Origin of the sequence: Wolbachia endosymbiont of Pentalonia nigronervosa (genome assembly GCF_014534705.1) — a bacterium.
GTDB lineage: Bacteria > Pseudomonadota > Alphaproteobacteria > Rickettsiales > Anaplasmataceae > Wolbachia.
Window position 1 is genome coordinate 1 of the sequence record NZ_JACVWV010000115.1, and the last position, 2,507, is coordinate 2,507.

A 2,507-nucleotide genomic window follows, 5' to 3' on the forward strand; every position below is an offset into this window, starting at 1 on the left:
ACGTTCCAATAGAAAAACACCAAGAGAATACGATAAAGAGCTTTATAAAGAGAGAAATCTCATCGAAAGAATGTTCAATAAACTCAAGAATTTTCGTAGGGTTGCTACTCGTTATGATAAATTAGCTATTTCTTTCTTATCTTTTGTCCATATTGCTTCTATATATCTTTGGTTAAAATAAATGTCGACACTACCTAGGACTTGCCTCTTTCCCCTCTAAATGCCTTAATGTACTCATCGCTAGGTCAAGTGGCATAAGTCCATTAAATTTTTCTTTTATATAAGGATCTGCACCTTTTTCTAATAATAGCCTCACACCTCTTATATCACCTTCCATCGCAGCTTTATGTAATGGAGTAAATCCGGTTGCAGATTCAATGGCATTAACATCTGCTCCTTTCTCTATTAAGATTTCTTTTACTTTCTGACAACTTCTTCCCATAGAATAATGTAAAAGTGTTGTTTTATTAGCATCTCCATACTTTACATCTACTAAGTTTCCTACTAAAAATTCTAGAATCTCTATGTTACAATGCTTTACTGCAATATATGCTATATGAGCATAATTATCAACTGGATCCCTGTCTGCCCACCGAAAACCTGCTGAAGCTTTACTACTACTAAAGCAAAACACACATAGAATACTATATACTATGGATAGTGTGACTTTTTTCGAATTACTTGCCATTTATACTCCTACTCTCATACCTAAGATTTATATAAAACCAGAATTTGTTTAATTTTTCCTTTACCTCGAAAAAACATCACTGCTACCACTTATCACCTTGGAACCACAGGATACTAAATCTCCAACTCTTCCAACTCCATAGCCATTAGCAAATACTATTTTCGATCCTTCAGTTAATATTTTTTCTTCACTAAAACTATCTCCTTGCCTGCAAAACGTCTCTGCTTCCACTGACGCAAAAATGTGGCCTTTCTTCCATACAATGATCTCCTTTTCCGACAACTCCTGGCATTAATTTAGCTCTATCCTATTTGCTTTCAGTTTTATTTTATCCTTTGTCATTTCTATACTTGATTCCCCAACTTTCAATGTTAGTTTATCTATTACATTAACTTCTAAATGACCATTTTCTTTATTGTATAATACCTTTGTTCCATCCACAAATTTAAAACTATTTACCTCTTTTTTGTTTTCTGGTGCAGTATATTTCTGTTGATATATTCCTGCAAGCACTACTCCCAGTGATAATTCTCCAAGTGGTGAAAATATTACTACCTGCTCGTCAATGCTTGGTGGTACCCACATTCTTTCTTCCCCGGCTCTACTTGCTATCCATGGTAAAAAATCAGTTAAAAACTCCCCTACTTTCACTCTTACCTTTGCTTTTTCGTAATCTATTTCTTTCACTATACCAATACGGATAACATTGGCTAATTTTCTTTGTAACTCTGCAATACTGAAGCTATGTTCTAACATTTTCACCAATTTCAATGATGTGTGGTTTAATTTTCTCTTCTTCCCAAATAGATTGGCCAACATGCACTTCATGCGCCCATTCAACCAACCAGACAATATATGCATCTAATTCTGGCCGAAATCCATCAACTTCCGCTGATACAAACTCAGCCGGAGATACACTCATTTCCCATGTATTTCTGTTTATTACCCTTGCAACCTCAGCAGCTAGAGATCTCACAATTATAGGCGCATTTTCTACTGTAGAATCAATTACTATCCTTGCTTCAAATCTTGCTCTTAAAGCTAATTCTTCAGTTCCAGGATCACGTCCTTTTTCAAAGCTACTAAGTTCCACAAATACTGCTGGCGCTACTAATTCTTTCCTTATTGTTGGATATACTTCACAGGTTTGTATCGCTGGTATTTCCCTCTTCAGCGTAGTACAAATTGCGTTATGTAAATCTTTCCAATTCATATTTTTGCAATGTAGCTCAACTCACGTTCAAAAAACTTTCCAAATACCTTTTCAACTTCATAACTTACAAGATCCTTTATTATTTTTGACGCTTCTGGTTCAAGTGGCAATTTTACTTCTTTTATTGGCAGTGCTGTCTTTCCTTCACGTTTAAAAGCTCCTTTATAACCTCTTGGCATAACTGCTATAAATCCTCCTATAAACTCATGTTTTCCTGCTTTTGCACCCGTCCTTGTCTGTTTCATTTTTCCCAGAGATGACGCTCTTATGTTATATAAATTTGCTCTTATTAATACATCCAATCTGCTTGTTTTTGCTTTGAAAATCCTCAATCTCTTTCTTATCAGATTTAACTTTATTTGCTTTTCCTTACTGATTTCCTTAGCAGCTTGTGCCTTTACCCAAAGTGCTGTTTTATTCAGTGCTCTTGTAGTTGCAAGTCTGACTTTTGAGCCATAATTATCAATATTACTAGTAATTTGACTGATATTATTTCTAGTGTTAATATTAAACACCCTCTATTGCCTCAATTCTCCAGACCATGTTTACAGAATCTTTTAATGGTGGTTCAAAAATTTTGTAGTATTTTGTGTCAATCTTGATATA

The 2,507-nt window shown here is 34.7% G+C and carries 5 protein-coding genes and 1 pseudogene; 1 reads left to right on the top strand and 5 read right to left on the bottom strand.

What is annotated here, in order from left to right:
• On the top strand, positions 1-181 hold a 181-nt coding region (locus IC220_RS06930; RefSeq protein ID WP_188152748.1), incomplete at its 5' end, for a transposase.
• 9 nt (positions 182-190) lie between these two features.
• On the opposite strand, the gene IC220_RS06935 is transcribed toward IC220_RS06930, so the two are convergent.
• The 5 genes and pseudogenes from IC220_RS06935 to IC220_RS06955 form a co-directional block, all read right to left on the bottom strand.
• A complete protein-coding gene (locus IC220_RS06935) occupies positions 191-688 on the bottom strand; it encodes an ankyrin repeat domain-containing protein (RefSeq protein ID WP_188153721.1) in 498 nt (165 codons plus the stop codon).
• A gap of 60 nt (positions 689-748) precedes the next feature.
• Positions 749-980: pseudogene (locus IC220_RS06940) on the bottom strand (PAAR domain-containing protein).
• Positions 980-1,444 (bottom strand): phage baseplate assembly protein V, encoded by a 465-nt coding sequence (locus IC220_RS06945; RefSeq protein WP_188153722.1) that lies wholly within the window; start codon positions 1,442-1,444, stop codon positions 980-982. Before IC220_RS06945 ends, IC220_RS06940 begins: the two are co-directional and overlap by 1 nt.
• On the bottom strand, positions 1,431-1,901 hold the full coding sequence (locus IC220_RS06950) for a hypothetical protein (protein WP_188153723.1): 471 nt from the start codon (positions 1,899-1,901) through the stop codon (positions 1,431-1,433). The genes IC220_RS06945 and IC220_RS06950 overlap by 14 nt, the downstream gene beginning before the upstream one ends.
• Positions 1,898-2,407 (bottom strand): phage tail protein, encoded by a 510-nt coding sequence (locus tag IC220_RS06955; RefSeq protein WP_410543331.1) that lies wholly within the window; start codon positions 2,405-2,407, stop codon positions 1,898-1,900. Before IC220_RS06955 ends, IC220_RS06950 begins: the two co-directional genes overlap by 4 nt.
• Positions 2,408-2,507: the final 100 nt, after the last annotated feature.

Coding starts and splice junctions, on each gene's coding strand:
- IC220_RS06935 (WP_188153721.1), bottom strand. CDS start 688: ATGGCAAGTAATTCGAAAAAAGTCACACTATCCATAGTATATAGTATT.
- IC220_RS06945 (WP_188153722.1), bottom strand. CDS start 1,444: ATGTTAGAACATAGCTTCAGTATTGCAGAGTTACAAAGAAAATTAGCC.
- IC220_RS06950 (WP_188153723.1), bottom strand. CDS start 1,901: ATGAATTGGAAAGATTTACATAACGCAATTTGTACTACGCTGAAGAGG.